22 protein-coding genes and 1 other RNA gene are annotated in these 17,754 nt (G+C 66.1%); 8 read left to right on the forward strand and 15 right to left on the reverse strand.

Going from position 1 to position 17,754, the window contains the following annotated elements; all coding sequences use genetic code 11:
* Window positions 1–40: 40 nt before the first annotated feature.
* Entirely contained in the window at window positions 41–544 is a 504-nt protein-coding gene (smpB, locus tag ACJ7VY_RS10240) for an SsrA-binding protein SmpB (protein WP_054666626.1), read from the forward strand.
* A gap of 645 nt (window positions 545–1,189) precedes the next feature.
* Here the strand turns inward: smpB and ssrA are convergent.
* Window positions 1,190–1,543: a transfer-messenger RNA gene (ssrA, locus tag ACJ7VY_RS10245) on the reverse strand.
* A 375-nt stretch (window positions 1,544–1,918) separates the two neighbouring features.
* Here ssrA and ACJ7VY_RS10250 point away from each other — a divergent pair.
* Entirely contained in the window at window positions 1,919–3,067 is a 1,149-nt protein-coding gene (locus ACJ7VY_RS10250; protein WP_409475546.1) for a tyrosine-type recombinase/integrase, read from the forward strand.
* Window positions 3,068–3,413: 346 nt separating this feature from the next.
* On the opposite strand, the gene ACJ7VY_RS10255 is transcribed toward ACJ7VY_RS10250, so the two are convergent.
* A complete protein-coding gene (locus tag ACJ7VY_RS10255) occupies window positions 3,414–4,346 on the reverse strand; it encodes an SOS response-associated peptidase family protein (RefSeq protein WP_409475547.1) in 933 nt (310 codons plus the stop codon).
* 53 nt (window positions 4,347–4,399) lie between these two features.
* Between ACJ7VY_RS10255 and ACJ7VY_RS10260 the strand changes: the two genes are divergently transcribed.
* The 4 genes from ACJ7VY_RS10260 to ACJ7VY_RS10275 are packed head-to-tail and all read left to right on the forward strand — an operon-like array spanning window position 4,400 to window position 5,644.
* Window positions 4,400–4,630, forward strand: coding sequence for a hypothetical protein (locus ACJ7VY_RS10260; RefSeq protein ID WP_240211917.1), 231 nt, complete (start codon window positions 4,400–4,402; stop codon window positions 4,628–4,630).
* Window positions 4,623–4,838 (forward strand): hypothetical protein, encoded by a 216-nt coding sequence (locus ACJ7VY_RS10265; protein WP_240211916.1) that lies wholly within the window; start codon window positions 4,623–4,625, stop codon window positions 4,836–4,838. Before ACJ7VY_RS10260 ends, ACJ7VY_RS10265 begins: the two co-directional genes overlap by 8 nt.
* A gap of 7 nt (window positions 4,839–4,845) precedes the next feature.
* Window positions 4,846–5,046, forward strand: coding sequence for a hypothetical protein (locus ACJ7VY_RS10270; protein WP_313250178.1), 201 nt, complete (start codon window positions 4,846–4,848; stop codon window positions 5,044–5,046).
* Window positions 5,039–5,644: a DNA-3-methyladenine glycosylase gene (locus ACJ7VY_RS10275; RefSeq protein ID WP_240211914.1), complete on the forward strand. Its 606-nt coding sequence runs from the start codon at window positions 5,039–5,041 to the stop codon at window positions 5,642–5,644. The genes ACJ7VY_RS10270 and ACJ7VY_RS10275 overlap by 8 nt, the downstream gene beginning before the upstream one ends.
* 771 nt (window positions 5,645–6,415) lie before the next feature.
* On the opposite strand, the gene ACJ7VY_RS10280 is transcribed toward ACJ7VY_RS10275, so the two are convergent.
* From ACJ7VY_RS10280 to ACJ7VY_RS10315, 8 genes are all read right to left on the reverse strand, one after another.
* Complete coding sequence (locus tag ACJ7VY_RS10280; RefSeq protein WP_409475548.1) at window positions 6,416–6,937, reverse strand: DUF4376 domain-containing protein; 522 nt, start codon at window positions 6,935–6,937, stop codon at window positions 6,416–6,418.
* The gene (locus ACJ7VY_RS10285) at window positions 6,934–7,653 is read right to left on the reverse strand and encodes a glycine-rich domain-containing protein (RefSeq protein ID WP_409475549.1); all 720 of its coding nucleotides are present in this window, start codon (window positions 7,651–7,653) and stop codon (window positions 6,934–6,936) included. Before ACJ7VY_RS10285 ends, ACJ7VY_RS10280 begins: the two co-directional genes overlap by 4 nt.
* An 81-nt stretch (window positions 7,654–7,734) precedes the next feature.
* On the reverse strand, window positions 7,735–8,250 hold the full coding sequence (locus ACJ7VY_RS10290) for a hypothetical protein (RefSeq protein WP_409475550.1): 516 nt from the start codon (window positions 8,248–8,250) through the stop codon (window positions 7,735–7,737).
* Window positions 8,251–8,260: 10 nt separating this feature from the next.
* Entirely contained in the window at window positions 8,261–8,977 is a 717-nt protein-coding gene (locus tag ACJ7VY_RS10295) for a hypothetical protein (protein WP_409475551.1), read from the reverse strand.
* Window positions 8,977–9,432, reverse strand: a complete 456-nt coding sequence (locus ACJ7VY_RS10300) for a hypothetical protein (RefSeq protein WP_409475552.1) — start codon at window positions 9,430–9,432, stop codon at window positions 8,977–8,979. The genes ACJ7VY_RS10295 and ACJ7VY_RS10300 overlap by 1 nt, the downstream gene beginning before the upstream one ends.
* Entirely contained in the window at window positions 9,429–9,914 is a 486-nt protein-coding gene (locus ACJ7VY_RS10305) for a lysozyme (protein WP_409475553.1), read from the reverse strand. The genes ACJ7VY_RS10300 and ACJ7VY_RS10305 overlap by 4 nt, the downstream gene beginning before the upstream one ends.
* Complete coding sequence (locus tag ACJ7VY_RS10310) at window positions 9,907–10,161, reverse strand: holin (protein WP_240211908.1); 255 nt, start codon at window positions 10,159–10,161, stop codon at window positions 9,907–9,909. The genes ACJ7VY_RS10305 and ACJ7VY_RS10310 overlap by 8 nt, the downstream gene beginning before the upstream one ends.
* 300 nt (window positions 10,162–10,461) lie before the next feature.
* Window positions 10,462–11,496 carry a hypothetical protein gene (locus ACJ7VY_RS10315; RefSeq protein WP_409475554.1) on the reverse strand — a complete coding sequence of 345 codons (1,035 nt, stop codon included), beginning with the start codon at window positions 11,494–11,496 and terminating at the stop codon, window positions 10,462–10,464.
* 240 nt (window positions 11,497–11,736) lie between these two features.
* On the opposite strand from ACJ7VY_RS10315, the gene ACJ7VY_RS10320 reads away from it, so the two are divergent.
* Window positions 11,737–12,291 carry a hypothetical protein gene (locus tag ACJ7VY_RS10320; RefSeq protein WP_409475555.1) on the forward strand — a complete coding sequence of 185 codons (555 nt, stop codon included), beginning with the start codon at window positions 11,737–11,739 and terminating at the stop codon, window positions 12,289–12,291.
* A gap of 42 nt (window positions 12,292–12,333) precedes the next feature.
* The gene (locus ACJ7VY_RS10325; RefSeq protein ID WP_313213880.1) at window positions 12,334–12,615 is read left to right on the forward strand and encodes a hypothetical protein; all 282 of its coding nucleotides are present in this window, start codon (window positions 12,334–12,336) and stop codon (window positions 12,613–12,615) included.
* On the opposite strand, the gene ACJ7VY_RS10330 is transcribed toward ACJ7VY_RS10325, so the two are convergent.
* From ACJ7VY_RS10330 to ACJ7VY_RS10350, 5 genes are read right to left on the reverse strand one after another with little or no spacing between them, the layout of a single operon-like run.
* Entirely contained in the window at window positions 12,609–14,828 is a 2,220-nt protein-coding gene (locus tag ACJ7VY_RS10330; protein WP_409475556.1) for a hypothetical protein, read from the reverse strand. The genes ACJ7VY_RS10325 and ACJ7VY_RS10330 overlap by 7 nt on opposite strands.
* The gene (locus ACJ7VY_RS10335; RefSeq protein WP_409475557.1) at window positions 14,828–15,901 is read right to left on the reverse strand and encodes a hypothetical protein; all 1,074 of its coding nucleotides are present in this window, start codon (window positions 15,899–15,901) and stop codon (window positions 14,828–14,830) included. The genes ACJ7VY_RS10330 and ACJ7VY_RS10335 overlap by 1 nt, the downstream gene beginning before the upstream one ends.
* Window positions 15,894–16,589 carry a hypothetical protein gene (locus ACJ7VY_RS10340; RefSeq protein WP_409475558.1) on the reverse strand — a complete coding sequence of 232 codons (696 nt, stop codon included), beginning with the start codon at window positions 16,587–16,589 and terminating at the stop codon, window positions 15,894–15,896. Before ACJ7VY_RS10340 ends, ACJ7VY_RS10335 begins: the two co-directional genes overlap by 8 nt.
* On the reverse strand, window positions 16,589–17,209 hold the full coding sequence (locus ACJ7VY_RS10345; RefSeq protein ID WP_409475559.1) for a hypothetical protein: 621 nt from the start codon (window positions 17,207–17,209) through the stop codon (window positions 16,589–16,591). The genes ACJ7VY_RS10340 and ACJ7VY_RS10345 overlap by 1 nt, the downstream gene beginning before the upstream one ends.
* The gene (locus ACJ7VY_RS10350) at window positions 17,209–17,718 is read right to left on the reverse strand and encodes a hypothetical protein (RefSeq protein ID WP_409475560.1); all 510 of its coding nucleotides are present in this window, start codon (window positions 17,716–17,718) and stop codon (window positions 17,209–17,211) included. Before ACJ7VY_RS10350 ends, ACJ7VY_RS10345 begins: the two co-directional genes overlap by 1 nt.
* Window positions 17,719–17,754: the final 36 nt, after the last annotated feature.

A 17,754-nucleotide genomic window follows, 5' to 3' on the forward strand; every position in this document is an offset into this window, starting at 1 on the left:
CGGATGTTCGGAAAGCCTCCGAATCGGAGACAATACGGAAATGAGCAAGAAACCCGGTAAGGATAAAGCAAAGAACGCGCAGGCCGACAAAACCATCGCGCTCAACAAGCGCGCGCGCCACGAGTACCACCTGGAAGAACGCTTCGAGGCCGGGCTGGTGCTGCAGGGGTGGGAGATCAAGGCCATCCGCGCCGGGCGCGGCAACATGACCGACGCCTACGCCTACGTGAAGGATGGCGAGATCTTCCTGATCGGCGCGCAGATCACACCGTTGATCCAGGCATCGACCCATACCGTCCCGGAGGACCGGCGCCAGCGCAAGCTGCTGTTGCACCGGCGCGAGATCGACAAGCTCATCGGCCGGGTGGAGCGCGACGGCTACACCCTGGTGCCGACCGCGATGTACTGGAGCAAGAACCGCATCAAGCTGGAAATCGCACTGGCCAAGGGCAAGCAGGCGCATGACAAGCGCGATGCGGCCAAGGACCGCGACTGGGCCCGCGAGAAGCAGCGCGCCCTACGCGCCCACAACCGCAACGCCTGAGCACGGCGGCGGCCCGGCCGCCCGCCGCATTGCCCACGCAGGCGACCCTGCCCGCCCTGCTGGGCTTGGCATCGCGCGGGTATGACAGCACCGCGCGCCGGGCGACGCCCGCATGCGTCAGCGCCCTGTGCGGCACGCCGCGCGTGATCTGACCACCAGCGATGGAAGCGCCCCGTTGCCGGCATTGCCGCCAGCGACGCGGGGCCGCTGTCGCTGCATGCCGCTGCCGGCCGCGAGCCGTGTCTGCTGGCACCACCGACTTGCGCATCAGCGCAGCCGGCATACCTGCAAGGCCAGGAGAACAGCGTGCATGCCGCACCGCTGGCGCAGGCGGCGTCAGCGCAAGCACCCCTGCGCGGGCGTACCTCGTGATAGAGACCTCCAGTGGCCCCCGGGCGGTCGCGGAAGATGGCGATCACCCCACCCGCGGATGCCGGGTGCCAGCCGCCTTGACCGGCGATGCGACGACGCGGGAACCGCGCCCGATCACGCCCGTAGCGCGATGGAGCCTCACGGCATCACGGCCGCACGCGACGGACTGCAGCTGCACGCAGCGCCCTTGCGCAGGCCTGCGACGCACGCTCCGGGAGCGCGTCGGCGGGCGGAAAAAGAAAAGCCCAGCCGATAAAGGCTGGGCTCTACAGATGGTGGAGGTGGGCGGAATTGAACCGCCGTCCGAAGGCACTCCATCCCCGGCACTACATGCTTAGCTCGCCGTTGTATCTCGCCCCGGAACAGCACGGCGCGCAAAGCGCATCCCGGAACCAGCCCGCTTTATCTAGCTTGGGGCTGACGGGCAGCCACCCCATGCGATTCCGTGATGATGACCCTACGCAGCGAGCACGGACACAAGCTGTTTCGGGGCTTAGGCCTTAAGCGGCCAGAGCGTAGTTGTCGTCGTTGGCAACTATGAGTTGTGCAGCTGGATTTACGAGGAAAGCTACCCCCTCGGCATGCGCCAAGCGACTTCACAACCCCCGTCGAAACCAGTGCACCCCCGATTTCTTCAAGAATTCTTCCGTACTGATCGCCCGCATCCGCGATGCGGCGTGGACGATGCTCGACAGCGGCCATGGTACGCGATGTGGCGCGATGCGTCACCTGCGCGTGACCCGGCGGACATCTTCCAGTCATGCCCCGCCCGTGGCTTGCATCGCGGCCCGCTCATGCATGCCCCGGAAACGAAAAACGTCCGCAAACCCGGGGCTTGCAGACGTTCTTCAACTGGCGGAGTGAGAGGCCGATTCGGCCTTCCCCAGCATTCTCTGCAAGACTCAAAACCCAGCAGTATCAAGGCCTGCGACTCCGCACCCTTATCCTGCCTTCTCATACAATCCCGGCCCGAAACATGGGGCAGATGATGGGGCAGATTCGATGGCTCGACCGATCCACCGCCTGAGTGCCCGGGCGGTTCAGACCCTGACCAAGCAAGGCTACCACGCGGACGGCGGCGGCCTGTACCTGCTCATCGGCCCGACCGGGGCAAAGTCCTGGGTGCTGCGCTACCAGCGTGCCGGCCGGCGCCGTGAGATGGGTCTGGGCTCCGTCGCGGTCGTGTCGCTGGCAGAGGCCAGACAGGCCGCCGTGGCCCAACGCAAGCTGCTGGTGACCGGGGATGACCCCATCGCCACCCGTCGGGCCGCCAAGTCCGCCGGCGCGACGTTTGGTGAGGCGGCGGATGCCTACATCGCCGCGCACCGTTCCGGCTGGAAGAACGACGCCCAGGCCGAACAGTGGATCCAGTCCCTGAGGGACTACGGCCCAGCCCGAGCCACGCCTGTGGCCGAGGTGGACACCCAGATGGTGATGGCCTGCCTGCGCCCGATCTGGGAGAAGAAGACGGTCACGGCCACCCGCGTTCGCGGCCGCATCGAGCGGGTTCTGGACTGGGCCAAGGTCCATGGCATGCGGGAAGGCGAGAACCCGGCCAGGTGGCGGGGGCACCTGCAGAACCTGCTGCCCAAGCCGTCCAAGGTCACCAAGGGGCGGCACCACGCGGCCATGCCCTACGCCCAGATGCCGGCGTTCATGGCAACGCTCGCCGAGCGGGACGGCAGATCGCGGCGCGCGCTCCGCTTCACCATCCTCACTGCCGCCCGAACGGACGAAGTGGTCGGGGCGCAGTGGTCAGAATTCGATCTGGATGCCGCGGTCTGGACCATCCCTGCCAGCAGGATGAAAGGCGGCCGGGAACACTCGGTGCCGCTGACTGCCGCCGCTCTCGCGATCCTGAAGCCCCTGAGCAGGAAGGAGCCGCCCTTCAAACTGTCGGAGAACGCCATGCTGTACCTGGTCCAGAAGCCGGCACCGAAGGGCTTGGGGCTGCCCTTCACGGTCCATGGGTTCCGCTCCAGCTTCCGCGACTGGGCAGCCGAAACGACCGAGACCCCGAACGAGGTGGTCGAGATGGCTCTGGCCCACGCCATCCGGAACAAGGCCGAAGCCGCATATCGGCGCGGCGCCATGCTGGACCGACGGCGCGTCCTGATGGAAGCATGGGCCATGTTCTGTGGCTACCAATGAATACGTCCCTACCCCCCGAATTCCACTGGCGCCCCCACGTCGGGCAGACTAAGGCGCTGCAGTACGGCCGGCACATGATCGCCATGGTGGATCCGGACGGCCCTGTGGCCCTGTCGACGCGGAACGTGGGCACCAGGAACCTGACCCGGAAGTCTCACCGCGACGGGGAGGCTGCCACCCGCTTCATCAACGCATGGGCAGCGAAGTGGCGGGACCAGATCGTGGCCCAGTACGACGGGCTTGGAGTTGGATCGCCCCTCGTGCCCCCGCCACCCACTGAGCCGCAGGCATTGCCGTTCCAGGTTCCCGCGAGGAAGCCGCGAAGGCGGCGGTAAGGCTGGGCCAGCTACGCAGCGATGCGGTGCTCGTAGTAGGGGTGCCGCTTGTCATCGAAGATGGCGTACAGGGCCTGCAGGTTCGCAGGGTCCGGATTGAGCCAGGCGTCGACGTGCTCGGGCTTGATGTTGATGATCGTCCGGTCATGGCCGGCCGCGGCGACCTCCGGCTCCGGGTCGTCGGTGACCGCGGCGAAGCTCAGCAGGTCGGGCTCCTGCCCCTTCGGGTCTGTCCAGTGGGACCACAGGCAGGCGATCAGCATCTGCTCCCCGGTCCTGGGGACGAACTCGAGCACGCGATTCTCTCCGTCGACCTCGACGTGCTCGTAGAAGCGGTCGGCCACGATGAGACCGTGGGTCCGGCCAAAGGCAGGCGCCCAGAACTTCTCCAGGCTGTCCCGGCGGGCGTTGTAGGTGCCCGGGAACTTGGTGTCGTAGAAGGCCGGCTTGCCCGCCAGGCGGCATTGGTAGCGCATGGGCTTGACCACCAGCCGGCCGCCCTCGCTCACCAGGACCGGGCAGTAGTACCCGGGGAACATTCGCGAGTCCTTGGCTTCAGGCCGCGACCGCTTCAGGTCAGCGATCCGCCCCTTGATCTGCTCGATCTTGTTGCCGGCGATGCGCTTCTCGTTCTCCGCGGTCTTGGTCGGCTTGGTGGCCAGCTTCCGCTCGGCATCGGCCAGGCGCTTGGCCTGGCGGAACAGCTCGGTCTCAAGCTGTGCGACGTCCTCGGCGTCCCATTGGCGAATCTCCTGCGCTATCCAAGCCACGTCGGGGTCGTCCGAGGCCAGGAACGACAGGTCCAGCGCCCGCGGGGTCTTGGGCCTGCGCTCGTTCCCCTCGTCGCGCAACCACATCTTGGCGAACGCCTTCTTGTCGAGCACAGCACCGAACTTGCGAACGAACTTGGTGTATGCCGCTTCGATCTGGGCTGAGTAGCACATGGGAGCCTCCGGTGTTGACCGGAGGATAACGCCACCGCCGTAGGATCGATGCCATGACCCACCTGACCCGTTCACAGCTCGATGAGCTGCTCCAAGGCCTGCGGAACCAGGCCGCCCGAATTGCCCAGGAACTGCCTGCAGCAGACCTGGCCGATGCCATCGCCGGCGAGGCCGAGGCCTTGGAGCACCGCATTTCGGCGAACGATGCCGACTATTTCCACAACGAGGTGGTGGCGATCATGCACTCGGTGGGGGCGGTGGAGACGGAGGAAGGCCATGAATAGCCAGCAGGCCGACTACGACCTGGCATTCAACGAGCTGCGGCATGCGGTGTCCGAGCATGGCCCCGGCCCAGAGCTGGATGCAGTCCTGGGAGCGATCGAGGACCGCCTCATCGGCCGGTATCCGGAGGACGAGCACGCGATCCATGAGCTGATTGCGTCGTGGCTGGTCACCCTGCGTGTCCAGACCAGCCTGCAAGGCTTCATTTGAGGTTGCCATGTTGAGCCAACAGGAGATCGAGAACCGGCTAGCGGAAATCGAAGCAGAGATACCCAGGCTCCGCCTGGACATGAACACGTTCTACCGGGAGTTTGAGGACCGGACGGACCGACTCTGTGAAGACGTCCGCGATGAGCAGCAGGAGTACGTGCTCGACCGCCTGCGAGAGATGGTCGACCGTGCCGGCATCAATGGGTGAGCCCTGGTCCCCGCTGCCCCGCGAGTTCTACCGGAGGCATCCCACCGCGGTAGCGCCTGAACTGCTGAACAAGATTCTCGTGCGCGCTGACGGGAGAGCTGCCCGCATAGTCGAGGTTGAGGCCTACGCGGGCAGTGAAGACCCCGCCGCCCATTCGCACCGCGGCAAGACCGCCCGGAATGCGACGATGTTCGGCCCGCCTGGCCACCTGTACGTCTACTTCTCCTACGGCATCCATTGGGGCAGCAATGCGGTGTGTGGCGACGTTGACGATGGCGCGGGTGTGCTTCTGCGGGCCGCCGAGCCGCTCTCGGGTCTTGACCTGATGCGGGAGGCTCGGGCTGCCGCCAAGCGCGACCGCGACCTGGCCAGCGGGCCGGGGAAGCTCTCTCAGGCCATGGGCCTGGATCGCTCGTTCGACGGTGCCGACCTTGTCACCATGGACCGGGGCGTCTCCATCGTGAGCGACGGCACACCGCCACCGGTGGACCCCGTGGTGAGCCCCCGCATCGGCATCAGCAAAGCGGTCGACCTCCCGTGGCGGTGGCACGTACGGGACCACGGCCACGTCTCCGGCAAGCGCTCTCCGCGCACGTAGCGAACCACGTCCCGGTGAGGTCCATGGGCGCCAGCTGCCCCCGCGTCCATGCGGGAGCCCGGCGGGGTTTGGCCTGGACTGTCAGTCGGCGCGCTGGTGCTGGCCGGCTCACAGTAGCCGGCCCAAGGTCCACGGAATGTCAGCGAACCCAGCACCGCGCTATCGGAGTAGGCCCTTGCCGCGGCGCGAATCCGGCGCACATGGCCAGGCTTCCGTGTGTTCTCCGTCGCACTTCGGGACTTTCGTTGGTCGAAGAAGCGACCGTTCCGAACCGGCTCCTACGTGAATCCGTAAATCGCCTAGGCGCCTGCGCTGCGGACACTTCCGCTCCGACCCCACCCTGCAAGTTGCCGGGACCGTTTACGCACGGCATACGAGCCGATCACGACACCTTCACTCCCACCCCCGCGTGCTCGACTTAAGTTCGACCTGCGGGGGAAGGCGGCAAGGAGTCTGATATGGGATACAGCGCGGAATACCTGACGAACGAAGAATGGCTTCAGCTGCAGGCGGCATACCGGCTTCACGGGAACGGGCCCGGCTTCTGGCAGGTGTATCAGAAGCTGCTGCATACGGCGTCCCAACGAAATGCGGGTGCGAAGGTTGACGTAGTAAACGAATTTGCGGGCGTGGCGGAGCGGATGGGAGTGCTGCCGCGAGCGATCTTGCTCCAAGCGCCTTGCTAGCAAAACGATGCGTGGGCCTCGCCCTTCTACTCTCACCATTACGGGCGAAAATTCCAAACGCCACCACGGCTCGCCCATATCGTCGTTAGGAAGTGGGCCACCCGGCGTCAACATCGTAGGCCTTCGCCGCTTCCATGGAGGAAATTCGACCAATTTCTTCATGGTGCGCGCGCTCAGCGCTGAAGCACGCCTGCACGTGGGTGGTGATCGCGTCGGCGATGCCCTGCAGGTCGGCCAGGGTGAGCGTCACCCAACCCCTCTCCGCCTTGAAATCGAGCGTGGCCGGCGCACCGATCAAGGCGGTGGCGATCCGGTTCTGGTCCTCGATTCCGGTCAGCACCCGCACCCCGCCAACAGTGATTCCGCCGGTTTCGTGCTCCCAGCGCAGCGCGGTGGCACGTTCGCGAAGCCGGCGTTTCGCCTCCGCCAGGTCTTCGGACACGGCCTGCGTGGGGTGCACCAGCACGCCATCGACCAGAAGCCAGCCTGGGCCAGCGCCCCCGGCCTCCATCACGTGGTCGTAGCCCGGCAGCGTCTGCGCGAACGCAAGCTCTGCCTCGATGACGTTGGCGACCATTCCGCCACGGATCAGTGCGATGCGGCTCATGGAACGGTGTCCCAGTAGATGATGTCGATTTGCCCGCGATACCCGGTGCCGCCTGTTCGAGCGCCGGTGCTGCCTGATGTGCCCCAGGCGCCGCCGCCTCCACATCCAGTCTCAGTTGCGTCGCTACCGTTCCCGACGGAATTAGCGCCCCTTCCGGCACCCGGATACACCGAGCGAATTTGCGGGGCAGCGCCGGACCCGCCGGAGCACTCTCCGTGGAAAGCCGAGTAAGCATCAGCCGTACTACTCGAGCCGGATGCGCCAGGGCTACTAGTTGACGACAAACTGGCATTGCCGTTGCCAGCACCGTCACCGACACCAGCTCCACTGCGACCGCCGAGACCCGCGCCGTTCGTGCTATTGGGCGTGGCACCACCTTTGCCGCCTCTGGCCAGTACCTCAGTACCTACAATGCTGGTGTCGCCACCATCTCCACCGGGAGCGACGATGGTGAACTGCGTACCGTCCCAAGCAGCTGCATAGCCGCCCGGTCCCGCAGAGCCGATAAGCACCGAATAGGTGGCGCCAGGGACGAGATTGGTGTCCTGCTCTTTCCTTTCCCCGCCGCCTCCGCCACCACCTTTGGCGCCGGCAGCCGCCGCACCACCGCCACCGCCACCGCCACCCCGCGATACGACGCGAACAGCCGGCAGCGCGGTGGCAGGAAAGGTCCAGTCCTGGCTGGTAGTAAAGGTGACTTGCTTCCGGTAGAGCATTCCGCCTCCAGGCAGCGTGTCGCCAGCGGGGAGCTGCACAGTCTCCCCGCCAACTCGAACAAGCGGCCGCCGCTCGGTCACTCAGAGCACCACGTAGTCGTAGTCGTCCGTGACCAGCTCCGTGGCGCTCTTGGCCATGCCCAGCTTCTGGTCGATCTTGCCGGTGTTGCCGGCGTCGGCCGCATCCAGGGGCACCGCGATGACGCCTCCGGCAGTGCCCAGGTAGTAGTTCGTCCCGACGGTCAGGCCGGTGAGCGCGTCGTTGACCGAGTCGAGCGGGTAACCCGTCCCTTCCGCATCCGCGGCGACGGACTCACGCACGAAGCCGTGGGCCGGGCGCGCGTTGGAGTTGTCGGCCAGGCGCGCCTTGAGGACACCACCGTCGGAGAAGCGGTTGTAGAACTTGCCGGCGCCGATCGTCTCGCTGGCGGTGATCGGCTCGCTGGGATCTGCGCCCGGGTCGTACATCGACGGATCCAGCTTGCCGTCGCTGCCCAGAGCCGGGATCTTGCCGGCGTCGCCAGCACCGGCCGAGGCGGTGATCGGCGTGTACTGCTTGGTCTCGCCGGCGTTCCGATAGAGAACCTTGTCCACCATTTGCTTGCTCCTATGCCAGCTTCACTGGCTCATCGAAAGTGAGGTTCAGGCGGGTCGGCGAAGGGGCGTACCCGACCACGATTTCCCAGCCGGTGGCCGGCGGGACTTGGGTGAGCGCGCCGTTGGGCCCGGCGAACACGAACCCGGGGGACCACGACCAGCCAGCGTCATCGATCGATTCACCGGCCTTGATGCTGATCGCGGCGCCTGCATCGCCCGCGGTGATCGATACGCCCAGCATCCCGGCGACTGACGCCGCGTCCGTGGGATCAAGGTGGCGGACGCCATCGGCGCTCTCCGAGACCAGCCGCAGGGCCGACACCGTGGCCGCGGCGGGGCGAACCAGGGGGGCCAGCGAGACAACGGGATCACCGGCAACGCCGTCGGCGTTCTCGACTTGGATGCCCTCGCCGGCCGCGATCGAGCGTTGGTGCCACGACCCGTCGCTGCCGCGCACGGCAAGGCCCACCCCGGCTAGAGCGGCCAGCTTCTGCAGGTTCGCCGGCACCTCCCGGATCAGCTTCCAGACGGTCGACGCGACTCCGCCGGTTGAACCGCCGGTGCTTCCGCCGGCCTGGCTGCCGGAGTTGCGGATCTGAGACTCCTGGACCAGAGAGCCGTCCGGCCAGCGCAGATCCTTGCCGACGGTTGCCCCGTTGGTGCCATCGCCGCCGACCCGGACAACGCGCCCGAGCTGGTCCTTCAGCTTGATCTTCGTCCCGGCCATCACTGCGCCACGTAGGCCCGGATTACGGCTTGGCAGGCCGCGAGCTGGTCGTCTGCGTCTCGGCCGGCTCGAACAACAGCCCCCGCAAATTCCGCTCGGCGCTGGGCGGCCGCATCACGTTCGCGGGCGGCGGCACTGGCGTCGGACAGACGCTGGGTTTCGCAGCTCGCCCAGCCGTCGCGCAGCCGGAGATTGCCAGCACGCAGGTCAGCAACAACAGCATCAGCGACGGCCGGGGCCGCGGCGCGGGCTTGCTCATGGGTCTCTCCGATCTTGGCCAGGGTGTCGGACTGCTGGTGCTCGGCGCTGCGAGCGGTTTCTACGGCCTTGGTCTCGGCCTGGGCCTGCTTGGTGGCCTGCCGGCTCTGGGCCAGGTCGGCGGAGCGATCGCGCCACTCCCAGCCCGCCCAGAAGGACAGGCCGACGAGCAGGGCGGCGGCGTAGACCCGGTTCACTGCGGCCCCTCGCACATCGCGCGCTCATCGGCCCGCCGCAGGGTCAGCCCACGGAGCTCGCGGCCGCCGGCCTTGTTCCATCGGTCGAGCTCCGCACACGCCCCCGGCCAGTCGTTGGCCTGGGCCTTGCGCTGCAGGGTCGAGCCGCAGACGACCTTCGGGCCCAGGTTGAAGGCCGCACTCGTCAGGGCCGCCTCGACATGCCGCAGCATCGGCACGCCCATGCACTGGCGGACGTACCCGTTCGCCTCGGCCATGTCCTGTGCCAGCAACGCGTCGCACTCGGCGCGGGTGTACCGCTTGCCGGCCCGCACCGTCTTGGTGTGTCCGTAGCAGACGGTCAACACGCCGACGCTGTCCCGGTAGGGCTCGTAGCGGACGCCCTCCCACTTCTGGATCAGCGGCGCAGCCAGGGCCAGGACACCCGCAAGCGCCACCGCGGCGACGCCTCCGCCAACCGCCTTTGCCTTGGCGTCAGTCATCGGAGTCCCCCTGCACCGGGTCGAACCGGCGGCCGGAGAGCATCAGCTTGTGCAGCTCACTCTTCCGGCGGTTGTCCAGGACCTTGAAGTAGACCTGCACCAGCAGGCCCAGGAAGGCGATGAACAGGCCACCGAACGCGGCAATCTCGTTCGCCGTCAGCCCGCCAAAGGCCGCAACGCCCCCGCCGCCGTAGGCGACCTTCTGCGCCACAGCCGCAATCGTTGCTTCCGCCGCCTGATCTTTCATGCCCTGCCCCATTCCGTTTCGGACATGCTGGGGCAGCCTGAAGCGGGTTCAACGGGCAAAGAAAAACCCCGCAGGCGCGGGGCTTTCATCTAACGGCACAAGGCGACCTAGATTGGCTTTCTCTTTGGCGAGCTGGAGAGCACGAGCCGGCCATCTTTCACTTTGACCTGGTACGTCTTCGTCCTAACAGCCCCTTCGCTCTTCTCGTTGTTGCGCAATGCACCAGAGCGCTCATCGGCCCGGACCGATCGCACCCCTTTTCTTTCAGTGAATCGCTGCGATCCGCTGTTCATGAAGAGGCTAGAAGTCATGGCTGTATCCCGTATGGAGATGCTGTAGTTGGGGCTCGTTCAAAAGCCTGAATCCTTCGCCGCGCTTCAAGACGCCGATATGGGTCCGGCCGCCGACTGTCGGGATTCCGCGAGCAAATCGTTGCATGCCCGACTGGGTATTGACAAGAAGCTCGACTAGTTCGACAGCGTATTGGGTTGATAGGTTCCCGAAATCAATGTCCGCCTGCTGTGAATCCCAAGGCAGAGTCGGTTCCGTTTGTTCAGTGATGTCAAGGCGCAGGCCCTCAGGGAGCTCGATCCCGGCCGCGGCCAAGGCCCTCGAAATGTCAGTCAAGACAGATACACGCTGTGCAGCAATCGCCGCGGCCACCTGCTTTGTGGCGGTGTACACCAAGCTCTGGTCGACTCCACGAGTTAAGCGCTCCACATAATTCGCCATGCCACCCCAACAAATTCCGGCGTGATCGCCACCCGGAAACTGCTCTTGCAAGGATCGTGCCTGAACGTCGATCTTGAACACTTTCCCGTACTCATCGTCCTTCCCATACCCAGCGACGATGAACTGAATGGTGGGAAGATACCCTCGCTGAGTTTCCCCTACGTCACTGAACTCGGCATCCCATAGGTTGCAGAAATGCTGACAAAAGGCGGTTGCAACTGCCTCGACGGTTTCGAACTTTACGTTCTTATGGCTTCGCCGAAACCGCTTTGCGTGCTCTGCGATAGTGACCCCGCCCAAGATCGCTAGGCCAGCAGTGACAGCTCCCACGGCTATTCCGTCGTCTTCGTCAGACTGGGAGTCGTAGACGCAGAACATCTTACTGACACCACCGAAAACAGTGGTTGCGACCTGGGAGACCTGACGTTGGTCAAATGCAATGACGTAGTTCCCGTCCTTATCGGTGATGAAATTTCCATTGGCATCTTGGGCGAACGTGGTACCAGGCGCGAACGGAAAAATTACGCTGTCCACCATGCTGGACAGACTGTCGCACCCAAGAACGATGCTGTCATAGGTAGCCAAAGCAATATTGATGGTCAAAGGGCGCCCTCCTTGGGCTTGCTGTTCCACAGGCAGCAGCCAAGAGGTTCGCTGGCATTTAGACAGCCCCCACGCAGCACCCCCTTGCCGCTGTTGGCGGATGCTGCCATTGATGTGCGTGCTCGACAACACCCGCGCACTGCCGGTGCACTGCCCGGGTGAGCGCCGGGCAGACCGGCCCCGGTGCCCTCCCCGCCGCCCTGGTGGTAGGGTTGCCGGGTCTAGGGATGGGGGGATGGAATGGCGACACGTGGGCGTTGGGGCGTCACCAGAGACGAAGCCGGGGGGCTTGCCTCCATCACAGAGTGGCCGTGGTACTGGCGCTATCCAGCCGGAATCGCAACGATTGCGCTAACGCTCTGGTTCGCGCTTTACGCGGGGCAACGGTCTGAAGCCCTTATGTGGGCCGCGATCATCCTGGGCTCCCTGGTGACACTCGGCATGATGTACGAGCTGGGCTGCCTATCCATCATCCTCGCGGTGGTGTTTGGCACCTGGAAGCTGTTCGATATCCTTCTGCCAGACATACATGTCCCACAGTGGATCGTCTTCTCTGCAATCACATGGTTCCTCCTCTACTTGTGGGGGAAGCATGAGCAGAAGAAGAAGGTAGAGCTGGACAAGGCCATAGAGAACATCTGGACTCGCCTGAATCGCATCGAGGATTCCGCACGCGAGGCATATGACGAGTCAGTGGAAGTCGAGCGCAACATCCGCCCCACTCTGAAAGACCTAGAGCTCCGCATTCGCCGCATTGAGCGAGACCTTAAAGACCCCTTTTCCGGGAGTAATTAGCCTCTTCTGGCCCCAAACGTGGCTGGGTGGTAGCGTTACGCCATGAGCCAGCCCGCTGACATCCAAGACGCCGAGATCGTCCCCACTACCGTGGGCCAGTACGTCCGGGCCAAGTTCGGCTACTGGGCGCGGCGGTATGTGGGGATGATCTCCATCAGCGCGCCTGTGATTGCTGCTACGCAGGGCCGCATCTACAACAACCTGTCCGACTGGATCCTGCCGGCCATCGGCGCCTGGGCCCTGGCCTGCGGTGTCGCAATGCTGGTCATCCTGCTCACGCTGTCGGTTGGCGGGTGGTGGCACACCCGCCGCTACCGTCACTGACCCGCGTTCCGAGCGCGGAGCGCCTGTAGCTCTTCCTCGGTCGGCGCTGCCCCGGGTATTCCACCGGCCACGCTGATCTCCAAGGGCTCCTTCTCGCTCGTGCTGACCGCGGCCACACTGGCCAGATACGCGGCGAGATCGTTTGCCCGCTTCGCGCCCGGTGGAAGCTTGGCCAGCTCGATCAGTGCCTTCCGGCCGTCCGAGTTGAGCATCATCCGCGCCACGCCATTCAAGCCGATGACCGGCGAGGCCGCACCGGCGATCCCCCGGATGCTCATGTTCTTGATCGAGTCCACGAAGCTCTGCGCAGCCTGCGACACCTCGGCGTAGGGGCCAGTGCCGCTGAAATTCGCGCCGAACTTGTCCCCCAGCCGGCGCGCTGCCTGCATGGCGTCCAAGACCTCAGGCATCTCCTTCGGGTTGAAGATGGCCCGCAGCCTCTCGATCTTCTCCGGCTTGTCCCCACCGATCGCGCGAATGAAGCCGCTGGCGTTGAACGGAAGCGAGTTTGCGCCGCCTGAGGTGGGCACCGTCTCGGCCGCCGCCAGCGCGTCGTCCAGGAGCATGCGCTTGTACTGCTGCCAGGTGTCCGGGGCGTTCTTCTCCATGAAGTCGCGGACCAGGTTCAACTCGGTCGGCTTCATGGACCCCATGCGGGCGATCACGGTCTCAGGTGGCAGCGTGTTGACGGTCATGAAGTCGTCCACGTTGAACTCGTCGCCCAGTAGGCGCTTCAGCGGGCTGTTCTTCACGGCCTCCAGAAGTTGCGAATGGCGCCGGTAATCGTCGTTGGCCTGCTTCAGCAGTTCGCTGGGACGCAACGCCTGGACGCCCTCCTGGACCGGCATGTTCTGCCCGAATCCGGCCAGCTCATCGATCCGCCCGGCGGCGGCATCGAGATCGTCAGAGATTGCCCCGTACATCTTGGCCGCGAGCCTCCGGTTGAGGTCGGGGCTGACGTTGTCGAACAGGTTGGATTTCCCGCGGGCCGCGGCGCCGTAGAAGCCGCGCGCCCTGCGCGCCGCATCGAGCGAGACACCCTCGCCCTTCTGCACGATCTCGTCCAGCAGGCTCTGTGCCTGCGCACGGATCTTGCCGGCGTCGCTGCCGATCACATCGCCGTATTCGCCGATGATGTCGTTCAGGGCCTTCTTGGTGGCCGAGTAGTCCACCACTGGCGTGTCGCCAACCAGGTTCCGGATGGCGCCGAACTGTCGGGCGGCCATCTGCTCCCGGCTGGTGGCGATCTTCTCCACGGCATCGCGGACGGTCTTCTGGATGCCCTCGCCGATGCTCTGGGGAGACAGGTTGTCCTGGCTGATCCGGTCCATCACTCGCCGGACGTACTGGACGGCCTGGGTGGCGATCCGCTCGTCCGCCTTGAATGCGGTATCGGCCGAGAACACGGACTGGCGGGCCATGTTCTCCATCGCCGTCTGCGCCTTCCCGCCAGAGACCATGCCTGGCGTGAAGTCGATGCCGGTCCGTGCTGCCAATGCCTCGCTTTCCTGCGCATAGGGCTGCCGATTGGCCCGCTCACCGAAGTAGTTCATGGTTCTGGCGAGGAAGTTGGAGGGGAGGACCTCTTCGGCCACACGCATCGCGCCACGACCGAGAGCGGACAGGCCGCCGCCGAACGCAGCACCGAGGGCACTGTTCTTGACCCGTTCCTCATCGCTCACCACGGGCTGCAGGCCGCCCTGGAAGGCGCCGGCAAGAGCCGACTGCCCGATTGCGCGGGCTGCCCCTACCCCACGTCCAACCATGCCAACGGCGCCCAATGGAAGGGAAGCGGCAATTGCTCCTAGGACATTGCCACCTTTGCCACCGGTGGTGTTCATCAAGTCCTCATCCCCAGCGCGACGCTCGGCCACATGCTCGCGCATGGCCTGCTGGGGACGCAGCAGGATCTCCTTCGCCTTCGATGCCGCCTCGGGGTTGATGTTGGCGAAGATGTCGGCCAGCGCGGGGATGGGCCGGCTGGCCTGGTCGACCAGCGCTTGGACAACGCCCTCGCCCGTGTCGACCAAACCCTTGCCGATGCCCGCCCGGAACCGATCGAGCCCGCTCATCTCGTCGGTGGCGCGGTACTCCGGCTCGGCCTGCGGGGCCGCGGCTGGCGCATCGGCGGCATACCGCGACCACGGCCCTTCCTTGGCGGCCGGGGCCGGCTGCATGCCGGGCTGCTGGTACTTCTCCCACGGACCGGCCATCAGAGCTTCTCCCAGCTGCCGGGATCGGACGGGTTGCCACCCCGGAAGCGGTAGCCGCCTTCGATCGTGCCGACGGCCGGAGCCCTGCCAGTCGGGCCACCGTTGAAGGCACCACCCAGCGAGGGCTGCCCGGTGACGCTTTCCTCAAGGATCCGCACCTTGTCGTAGAGCTGTTGGAGATTCGCTCGCGCGGTCTTCTCCTGGTTGAGCGCCGTGGCGCCGTAGCGACGCACGCCGCTCTTGACCTCCGACTCTGGAACCGCTGCGCCAGACTCAACGCGCAGGATGTTGTTGATCGCCTCTTCGATCTGGCCGCCGGCAGGGCCGACGTACAGGGCACCACGGTTGAACCCACCCCCTTCCGGGAAGACAGCGTTCTCGTACTTCTTCGCTGCCTCGCGCGCCGCCTCGAGCATGCCGAGCTTCATCCGAGTCTCAGCAGGAAGCGGCTTGCCAGCGGCACCGGCTGAAGCCCCGCCCGGGTTCCACTGCCCCGACCGCTTCAGGCCGAACTCGGCAGCGTCGATCCCCGTGGCCTGGCGGGTCCGTGCGGCACTGGCGTAGCTGCTCGCCGCCGAGGCATCGGAAGCACGGGCGCGTGCGGCGTCGGCCGCCATGCTGGCGCGGCCCTGCTCGGTGGTGGTGACGCCGTTGGCGCCGGCCAGGAACCGGTTGGCCAGCAGGTTCTGACCTTCCACGGTGGCCAGCTGCTGCGGACCGTTGGCGACCCCCATCAGCGCCGCGTTGGCCCCATCCCAGTCGCCAGTGGTCGCGCGCGTCGCGGCGTCCGCGCGGAAGCCCTGCTCCTGCATGTCACCCTGGTAGCCGGAGAGCTTGGTGGGGTCCACACCTGCGGCGAACAGGGTGGCCAGGTCCGGGCTGCCGCCTAGCGCCTGAATGGCGCTGCCCAGCCCACGGCGGGCCAGCATCTCTTCGCGCTTCTTGGCAGCGTCGAGGACCAGCCCCTCCATGCGCGCGGCATCGGTCATCGATCGGCTGTAGGCACTGTCGCCCCGGCCGAACGCGCTGGCCAGGTCCATACCGCCCTGGATCAATCGGCTCAGGTCAGCCATTCATCAGCCCCCACTTCGCCTGCAGCTGGCGATTCAATGCGTTGTTGGCGGCGCCGAAGTCGCCCCCTACCTTGGCCTGCGTCTGGATCTGCGCCAGGCTCGGCTGGCCCATCCCGGACTGCGCCGCGAATCCCGCGCCGGCCCCCATCAGGCTGGAGGCCATATCGACCCAGGGATTGCGCTGGACGCCGCGCAAGCGCAGCTGGGCCAGGTAGTCGTCTGCACGGCTCCGGCGGCCGATCTGGTCCAGCTCCATGGCCACGCGCGCGTCCGCGACACCCTCGCGTTGCCGCTGCTGTGCCGGCGCATCGATGCGAGCCATCAGGTCGGCAGTCCGTGCGCCGTAGTCGCCGATGCCCAGCGCCGCGTTGTTGGCGTCGACCTGGTACGCACGGCTCACCTGCCCCACCTGGCCAAGCCCGCGCTGCGCGTTGGCCTGAGCCGCGCGCACCTGGTCGAGATACTGGCTACCGATGGCGGAGCGCTCGCTCTCCGCGCCTTGCGCCGCGCGCTCGCGCATGGCCTCGGCGATCGCCTGATCGGCTTCCTGCTGGCGGACGCCCTGCTGCCGGATCTGGCCGGCCAGGATGTTGTCCTGCTTCTTCTGCGTCTGCCGGGTGTTGTAGTAGTTCGCGCCCGCGCTCAGTGCCGTGAGCGCCAGCGGAACCCAAATTGCCTCAGTGCCCATCAGCGGCCCCCAGCGCCGTAGCCGAAGCCCGGCGAGTAGTACAGGTTGTAGAAATCCCGGTTCGCCCGGCGCGTCTCGGCCTGGTCCCGGCTGGCCTTGGCGATGGTCCCGACGCCCGAGAACAGCTCGCCCAGCGCGTCGGCGTTGAGCTGCGATCGCGCGCCGGCCAGGTTGTTGCGCAGTGACAGCGCGGCGTTGTTCGCGCCGGTGGTCATGTCCGCGCCCGTCTGCGCCAGCTGGATCATGTTCATCCGGCTGGTCTCGTCGGCGTTGCGCAGCTCGTTGGCCGCGCTCTGCGCCAGGCGATCGGCGGTCAGGATCCCCTGCTGGTAGTCCTGACCCAGCTGGCGGTTGGCGTCCACAGCAACCGAGCCACCCGTCTGACCGTTGCGCGCCATCGCAAAGCGCAGGCTGCGGTCCGCCGCGTCGTGCTGCCGGTCCAGGTTCTGCCGGTAGAAGCTGCGGCTGGCCGACAGGAAGTCATTGATGTCGGCCTCCCGCTGCGGGCTGCCGTAGATCTGGTTGATCTGCTGCATCGAACGGTTGATGTTGGCCTGCCGCAACCCTTCCTGCTGGGCCGCCTGCTGTGCTGCCTTGTTGGAACCGCCACCGGCGCCCATTACTCACCCCTCAGCTTCGAGAAATGGGCGATGTCCTCGCCCCGCACACCGAAGTGGCGCCAGACGCCCTCCGGCCGGAATCCCAGCGACCGCTCGAACCACTCGATGGCCTTCTCCCGGGTGGTGAGGGCGCTGGTCTGCAGGCGATGTGCGCCCGCCTCATACAGCCGATCCATGAGCCAGCGCGTGGCCTTGGTCATGGCGCGCCACTGCTGGGCCCAGCCGTCCTCGGTGCCGACCATCCAGGCCTGCCACACGCCGGCACCCGCCGGCTGGAAGCCGCCGCCGGCGGCGGGCAGGTTGTCGCCCTGCAGGACGGTGAAGGCGAACCCCTGCGACTTCTGCGCCGTCTCGATGAAGAACGCCGCAGCAACGTCCGGCGAGAACTCAGCCAGGCCCGTGACGGCCAGGAACTGCGCCTGCTCGTCCGCGCGCATCCGGTCCGAAAGGAACACCAGATGCGCCGGACGGCAGGGGACGATGTTCGAGGGAAGGCGAGCGGGCAGCATGGACGTATGCTGCTGCCCGCCGGAGGGGGTTCAACG

Origin of the sequence: Stenotrophomonas sp. Y-13 (assembly GCF_046267925.1) — a bacterium.
Classification (GTDB): Bacteria; Pseudomonadota; Gammaproteobacteria; order Xanthomonadales; family Xanthomonadaceae; genus Stenotrophomonas; species Stenotrophomonas acidaminiphila_A.